The sequence below is a fragment of the Actinosynnema sp. genome (assembly GCF_052038725.1).
The window spans coordinates 1-6,867 of sequence record NZ_JBQGCX010000447.1; the positions used below are offsets into that span (position 1 = coordinate 1).

9 protein-coding genes are annotated in these 6,867 nt (G+C 74.4%); all 9 read left to right on the top strand.

Annotation, left to right across the window (positions count from 1 at the left end; translation table 11 throughout):
- A partial coding sequence (locus ACTUAL_RS09045) for a glutamate-5-semialdehyde dehydrogenase (RefSeq protein WP_440899937.1) occupies window positions 1-1,016 on the top strand: 1,016 nt, incomplete at its 5' end.
- Between the two features lie 114 nt (window positions 1,017-1,130).
- Window positions 1,131-2,315: a cytochrome P450 gene (locus ACTUAL_RS09050; protein WP_096491862.1), complete on the top strand. Its 1,185-nt coding sequence runs from the start codon at window positions 1,131-1,133 to the stop codon at window positions 2,313-2,315.
- A gap of 2 nt (window positions 2,316-2,317) precedes the next feature.
- The gene (locus tag ACTUAL_RS09055; RefSeq protein WP_440899938.1) at window positions 2,318-2,539 is read left to right on the top strand and encodes a ferredoxin; all 222 of its coding nucleotides are present in this window, start codon (window positions 2,318-2,320) and stop codon (window positions 2,537-2,539) included.
- A 74-nt stretch (window positions 2,540-2,613) separates the two neighbouring features.
- Complete coding sequence (nadD, locus tag ACTUAL_RS09060; protein ID WP_096491864.1) at window positions 2,614-3,207, top strand: nicotinate-nucleotide adenylyltransferase; 594 nt, start codon at window positions 2,614-2,616, stop codon at window positions 3,205-3,207.
- 124 nt (window positions 3,208-3,331) lie between these two features.
- Window positions 3,332-3,778, top strand: a complete 447-nt coding sequence (rsfS, locus tag ACTUAL_RS09065; RefSeq protein ID WP_015800040.1) for a ribosome silencing factor — start codon at window positions 3,332-3,334, stop codon at window positions 3,776-3,778.
- Window positions 3,775-4,389 (top strand): histidine phosphatase family protein, encoded by a 615-nt coding sequence (locus tag ACTUAL_RS09070; RefSeq protein WP_096491865.1) that lies wholly within the window; start codon window positions 3,775-3,777, stop codon window positions 4,387-4,389. The genes rsfS and ACTUAL_RS09070 overlap by 4 nt, the downstream gene beginning before the upstream one ends.
- Window positions 4,386-5,117: a diglucosylglycerate octanoyltransferase gene (gene octT, locus ACTUAL_RS09075; RefSeq protein WP_096491866.1), complete on the top strand. Its 732-nt coding sequence runs from the start codon at window positions 4,386-4,388 to the stop codon at window positions 5,115-5,117. Before ACTUAL_RS09070 ends, octT begins: the two co-directional genes overlap by 4 nt.
- Window positions 5,118-5,128: 11 nt before the next feature.
- Window positions 5,129-5,971 (top strand): DegV family protein, encoded by an 843-nt coding sequence (locus ACTUAL_RS09080; protein ID WP_096491867.1) that lies wholly within the window; start codon window positions 5,129-5,131, stop codon window positions 5,969-5,971.
- A 107-nt stretch (window positions 5,972-6,078) separates the two neighbouring features.
- Window positions 6,079-6,807 carry a helix-hairpin-helix domain-containing protein gene (locus ACTUAL_RS09085; protein WP_440899939.1) on the top strand — a complete coding sequence of 243 codons (729 nt, stop codon included), beginning with the start codon at window positions 6,079-6,081 and terminating at the stop codon, window positions 6,805-6,807.
- Window positions 6,808-6,867 lie beyond the last annotated feature (60 nt).

The following is a 6,867-nucleotide window of genomic DNA, read 5'->3' on the forward strand; positions in this document are numbered from 1 at the left end:
TCGCGGCCGGTCTGGAGACCGTCGCGGGCCTGGCCGACCCGGTCGGCGAGGTGCTGCGCGGCTCGAACCTGCCGAACGGCCTGGAGCTGCGGCAGGTCCGCGTCCCGATGGGCGTCGTCGGCATGATCTACGAGGCGCGCCCGAACGTCACCGTCGACGCCGCGGGCCTGGCGCTCAAGTCCGGCAACGCGGCCCTGCTGCGCGGCTCCTCCTCCGCCGAGCACTCCAACACCGCGCTGGTCGCGGTCCTGCGCGACGCGCTGGAGTCCACCGGCCTGCCCGCCGACGCCGTGCAGCTGCTGCCGTCCCACGACCGCGCCTCGGTCACCCACCTGATCACCGCGCGCGGCCTGGTCGACCTGGTGATCCCGCGCGGCGGGGCAGGCCTGATCAACGCGGTCGTGCAGCAGGCGACCGTGCCCGCGATCGAGACCGGCGTCGGCAACTGCCACGTGTACGTGGACGCCGCCGCCGACCTGGACTCGGCCGAGCGGATCGTGCTCAACTCCAAGACCCGCCGCACCAGCGTGTGCAACGCGGCCGAGTCGCTGCTGGTGCACGCGGACGTGGCCGCCGAGTTCGTCCCGAGGATCACCGCCGCGCTCCAGGCCGCGGGCGTGACCGTGCACGGCGGCGAGGGCTTCGCGGGCGAGGGCGTCGTGCCCGCCGCCGACGAGGACTGGGACACCGAGTACCTGTCGATGGACATCGCGGCCCGCGTCGTCGGCTCGCTGGACGAGGCCGTCGCGCACATCGCCGCGCACGGCTCCGGCCACACCGAGGCCATCGTGACCGACGACGTGCGCGCGGCCAGGCTGTTCACCAAGCGGGTCGACGCGGCGGCGGTCATGGTCAACGCCTCCACCGCGTTCACCGACGGCGGCGAGTTCGGCATGGGCGCGGAGATCGGCATCTCCACGCAGAAGCTGCACGCCAGGGGCCCGATGGGCCTGGCCGAGCTGACCTCCTCGAAGTGGCTGGTCTGGGGCGAGGGGCACGTCCGGCCCTCGTCCTGAGCGGGCGCGGCCCCGGCGGCGGAGAGCCGTCGGGGCCCGCCGAATGTGGTTGACCCTCGGTAATCGGATGCCTACTGTCGGGCGACAGCAATCGCTCGCTTCCGGGGGTGCCTGGTGGAGGTCCGCAACTACCCGTTCAACGAGGCCGTCGAGTTACGACCCGACCCGACCGCGCTCGAGCTGCAGGAGCGGGAACCGGTCTCCCAGGTCCGGCTGCCCTACGGCGGCGACGCCTGGCTCGTCACCCGGCACGCCGACGTCAAGACCGTCCTGGGCGACCCGAGGTTCAGCCGCGCGGCGACCCTGGAGCTGGGCGCGGACCTGCCGAGGACGTTCCCGCTGCACCGGGCCGACGCCAACATCCTCACCATGGACCCGCCGGACCACACCCGGTTGCGCAAGCTCGTCGCCAAGGGGTTCACCGCCCGCCGCACCGAGCTGCTGCGCGCCAGGGCCCAGGAGATCGTGGACGACCTGCTGGACGCGATGGAGGAGCAGGGCCCGCCCGCCGACGTCGTCGAGGCGCTCGCGCTCCCGCTGCCCATCACGATCATCTGCGAGATGCTCGGCGTCCCGGTGGCCGACCGCGACCGGTTCCGCGCCTGGTCCGACGCCGCGATGTCGATCACCGCGTTCACCCCGGAGGAGGTCCTCGCCGCGGCTCAGTCGCTGCGCGAGTACATCGCCGGGCTGGTCGAGGACAAGCGCGCCAACCCCGGTGACGACGTGCTCACCGACCTGGTGACCGCCCACGACGGCGGCGGCTCGCTCACCGCGACCGAGGTGGTCACCTTCGGCGTCACGCTGCTGGCCGCCGGGCACGAGACCACGGCCAACCAGATCGCCAACTTCACCCACACCCTCCTGGCCAACCCCGACAAGATGGCCGAGCTGCGCGCCGACCCCGCGCTCGTGCCCAGGGCCGTGGAGGAGCTGCTGCGGTTCACCCCGCTGGGCGGCTCGGCCGGGTTCCCGCGCATCGCCACCGAGGACGTCGAGCTGAGCGGCGTGACCGTGCCCAAGGGCGCGGCGGTGTTCGTGGACATCCCGAGCGGCAACCGCGACCCCGAGGTGTTCGAGCGGCCCCACGAGCTCGACTTCCACCGCTCCGCCAACCCGCACGTCGCGTTCGGCCACGGCGTGCACCACTGCGTCGGGGCCCAGCTCGCCAGGGTCGAGCTCCAGGTCGCCGTGGGGACGCTGCTGGCGCGGTTCCCCGGTCTGGAACCGGCGGGCGAGGCGGTGTTCAAGCGGGGCAGGCTGGTGCGCGGCCCGCAGAGCCTGCCGGTGCGGTGGTAGCCGTGGCCGGGTGGAGCGTCGAGGTCGACCGGGACACCTGCATCGGGTCGGGGATGTGCGCGGCCATCGCCGCGGACCACTTCCGGCTGGACGACGGCAGGGCGACGCCGCTGGCGTCCCCGGTCGAGCCCTCGGACGAGGTCGTGGACGCCGCCGAGTCCTGCCCGGTCGAGGCGATCCTGGTGCGCGACGCGGGTGGCGAGGTCGTCGCACCGCAGGACTGACCGTGGGGAACGTCACCCGATCAAGTGACGCACGTACCGGGCCGGACGGCTGACCGGAACTACGCTGACCACTCATGTCCAAGCGTCGCATAGGCGTCATGGGTGGCACCTTCGACCCGGTGCACCACGGTCACCTCGTCGCGGCCAGCGAGGTCCAGGCGCGGTTCGACCTGGACGAGGTCGTCTTCGTGCCCACCGGCAGGCCGTGGCAGAAGTCCGCCAGGGAGGTCAGCGCCGCCGAGGACCGCTACCTCATGACGGTCATCGCCACGGCGTCGAACCCGCGCTTCTCGGTCAGCCGCGTCGACATCGACCGCGCGGGCCCCACCTACACGGTCGACACCCTGTCCGACCTGAAGGCCGCGCACCCCGACGACGACCTGTTCTTCATCACCGGCGCGGACGCCCTGGAGCAGATCCTGTCCTGGCACCACGCCGACGAGGCCTTCAGCCTCGCCCACTTCATCGGTGTCACCCGGCCGGGCTACACCCTGGACGACAAGCACCTGCCGCCCGGCGCGGTCAGCCTCGTCGAGGTCCCCGCCATGGCCATCTCCTCCACCGCCGTGCGCGACCGCACCGCCGACGGGCTGCCCGTCTGGTACCTCGTGCCGGACGGGGTCGTGCAGTACATCTCCAAGCGCGGCCTCTACTCGCTGCCCGGCTGAACCCCGCCCCCGGCGTGACCTGCGCCCGGTCCGGCGTTACTCGGTGCCGGAGCGGGTCGGGACGCAGGTACCCTCATTGACTCGTGCGGGCGCACCAGTTCCCGCCGAGGTGATGAGGAGAAACGTGGCAGCCACCGACGAGGCACGACGGTTGGCGCTGGTCGCCGCGAACGCGGCGTCCGACAAGAAGGCGCACGACGTGATCCTCCTCGACGTGTCCGAGCAGTTGGTCATCACCGACTGCTTCGTGATCGCCTCCGCTCCCAACGAGCGGCAGGTCGGCGCGATCGTGGACGGCGTCGAGGAGAAGCTCCGCGAGGCGGGGCGCAAGCCGGTCCGCAGGGAGGGCGCCCGCGAGGGCCGCTGGGTCCTGCTGGACTTCGTGGACGTCGTGGTGCACGTCCAGCACTCGGAGGAGCGCAGCTTCTACGGCCTGGAGCGGCTGTGGAAGGACTGCCCCCGGATCGAGTTCGACGCGGGCCCCTCGTCCCCGGACGAGGACGCCACCGGCGAGGACACCACCGCGAGCAGCACCGGGGAGGCTGCCGCCGACGAGGTCGACCGGGCATGACGCTCTCCCGGCTCGTGCTGTGGCGGCACGGTGAGACCGACTACAACGCGACCGGCCGGATGCAGGGCCACCTGGACTCGGAGCTGACCGAGACCGGGTGGAACCAGGCCCGGTTCGCGGTCCCGGTCCTCACCGCGTTCGCACCCGAGCTGGTGGTGGCCTCGGACCTGCGCAGGGCCCGCGACACCGCGACCGTGTTCACCGAGGCCACCGGCGTCCCCCTGCGCGTCGACGCCCGGCTGCGCGAGACGCGGCTGGGCAAGTGGCAGGGGCTGACCGTCGACGAGATCGAGGCCGAGTGGCCGGGCGCGCTCGGCGCGTGGCGCTTCGACGGCACGATCTCCCCGCCCGACGGCGAGGCGCGCGTCGAGGTGGCCGAGCGGGCCGCCGAGGTGGTCGCCGAGGTCGACGCGGAGACCGACGGCACGGCGCTGCTGTGCGCCCACGGCGGGCTGATCAGCTCGCTCACCGGCAGGCTGCTGGAGCTGCCGGTGGACCGCTGGGGGCTGCTCGGCGGCATCAGCAACTGCCACTGGACGGTGTTCACCCGCCGTCCCGGCGGCGACCCGAGGTGGCGGCTGACCTCGTACAACGCCGGAACCACCAGGTGAGACTGCTCGTCATCGGCGACTCGCTCACCTTCCACGGACCGGCCGGGCCGCTGCCCGCCGACGACCCAGGGCTGTGGCCGAACGTGGCCGCCGCCGCGCTGGGCGGCCGGGCCGAGCTGGTCGCCGGGTTCGGGTGGACCGCCCGCGACGCCTGGTGGGCGCTCACCGGCGACCCGAGGGTGTGGGCGCTGCTACCGCGCACCGACGTGCTCGTGCTGGCCGTGGGGCACATGGACACGCTGCCCTCGCCCCTGCCGACCTACCTGCGGCAGGGGCTGCGCTACCTGCGTCCGGACGGGCTGCGGCGGCGCGCCCGCGCGCTCTACCGGGCCGCCCAGCCGGTGCTGTCCCGCGCGACCGGCGGGCGTCCGGTCGCGCTGCCGCCCGCGCTGACCGGGCGGTACCTGTCGGACTCGCTGCGCGCGGTCCGGCAGTTCCGGCCGGGGCTGCCCGCCGTGGGGATGGTGCCCTCGGTGCACCGGTCCCCGCTGTACGCGAACGTGCACACCGGGCGCGCGGCGGGGGAGCGGGCGGTGCGGGAGTGGGCCGAGGCGGACGGGGTGCCGCTGCTGGACGTCCCTGCGCTGGTCCGGGCGCACCTGCGGGACGGGCTGGGCAACCCGGACGGGATGCACTGGGGCTGGGAGTCGCACCGGGCGGTCGGGACCGCGATGGCGGCCCTGGTCGAGGCCGCATCCGTGCGGCGGGGGTCGCCGGGCGGCCCGTAGTCTCGGCAGTCGTGGCCATTGCGATCGTCACCGATTCCACCTCCTACCTGCCGGACGGCTTCGCGGCCTCGCGCGGGGTCCGGGTAGTCCCGCTGCACGTGTCGGTGAACGGCAGGAGCAGGCTCGACGGGGTCGACTTCGGGCCACGGGAGCTGACCGCCGCGCTCGGGGAGCGCCGCAGGGTCACCACGTCGCGCGCCACGCCCCAGGAGCTGGCCGAGGTGTACCGGGAGCTGCTGGACGGCGGGGCGGACGGGGTGCTGTCGGTGCACCTGTCGCGGGCGCTGTCCGGGACCTGGGAGGCCGCCCGGCTGGCCGCCGCGCAGGTCGACCCGGTGAAGGTGCGGGTCGTCGACTCGCGGGCCACCGCGATGGGGCTCGGGTTCGCCGCGCTGGCCGCCGCCGCTGCCGGGCCCGACCTGGACCTGGCCGAGCGGGCCGCGACCTCGGCGGCCGAGCGGGTCAGGGTGTTCTTCTGCGTCGAGACCCTGGAGCACCTGCGCCGGGGCGGGCGGATCGGGACCACGGCCGCGCTGGTGGGGACGGCGCTGGCGGTGAAGCCGCTGCTGCACGTCGAGGACGGCAGGCTCGTGCCGCTGGAGAAGGTGCGCACCGCCGGGCGGGCCGCCGCGCGGCTGGTCGACCTGGCCGCCGCCGCCGCGGGGAGCGGGCCGGTGGCGCTGGCGGTGCACCACCTGGCCGCGCCGGAGCGGGCCGTGGAGCTGGCGGCGCTGCTGGACGAGCGGGTGCCGGGGGCGTCCGGGTGCCTGATCTCCGAGGTCGGGGCCGTGATCGGGGCGCACACCGGGCCCGGTGTGCTGGGGATCGTGGTGCTGCCGGGCGGGTTCGCCTAGCACGTTCTGCGCGGGACGCGCGGGAGTTCTCCACAGGCCCCGAGTTGTCCACAGATCCCGAGTTCGTCGCTGGTTCCGCTTGCCCGCCCGGACCTAGCGTCGGTTCCGTGTTCGACAACCACGTGAAGGACGAGGACTCCTCCGACCGGCTCCGCACCCTGATGGGGAACCCACCGGGCAAGCACCGGTCCGAGGACGCGCCGACGGTCGTGTTCGCCACCACGGAGGGTGGCGCCGACCCGCCGGGGCTGCTGCTCCGGCTGCGCGGGCTGCTGCCCTCCGCCGCGCACCACCGGCGGCGGGTCGCGCTGCTGGGCGTGGCCGGGGTCGGCGCCGTGCTGGCGGCTGCGCTCGCCGCGGGTGAGCGCGATGCGGTGGTGGAGCAGGTGCCGGTGCTGCCGGTCGCCGAGGCCACGTCGAGCAGCGCCGCGCCGCCGGTGCTGGTGGTCGACGTGGCCGGGGAGGTGCACGCGCCCGGCCTGGTCACCGTCGAGGACGGCGCGCGGGTCGCCGACGTGCTCAGCCGGGCGGGCGGGGTGAAACCGGGGGCGTCGCTGACCGGGCTGAACCTGGCCCGCAAGGTCACCGACGGCGAGCAGATCGCCGTGGGGGTGCCCCCTGCGGTCGGCGGTGCCGGACCACCCGCGCCGGTCAACATCAACACCGCGACGGTGGAGCAGCTGGACGCCCTGCCGGGGGTCGGTCCGGTGACCGCGCAGCGCATCGTCGACCACCGGGCGCGGCGGGGGCGGTTCACCTCGGTGCAGCAGCTGGGGGAGGTGGAGGGGATCGGCGGGAGCAAGCTCGCCAAGCTCGCCGACCTGATCCGCGTCTGACCGGCTCCCCCCAGCCCCGCCCACTCGGCGCGCCACCCCACCGTCCACACCGGACCCGCC

What these genes read in the sequence shown, in the direction of transcription:
- nadD (WP_096491864.1), top strand. Translation starts at nt 2,614, where the DNA reads ATGTCCAAGCGTCGCATAGGCGTCATGGGTGGCACCTTCGACCCGGTG.
- ACTUAL_RS09070 (WP_096491865.1), top strand. Translation starts at nt 3,775, where the DNA reads ATGACGCTCTCCCGGCTCGTGCTGTGGCGGCACGGTGAGACCGACTAC.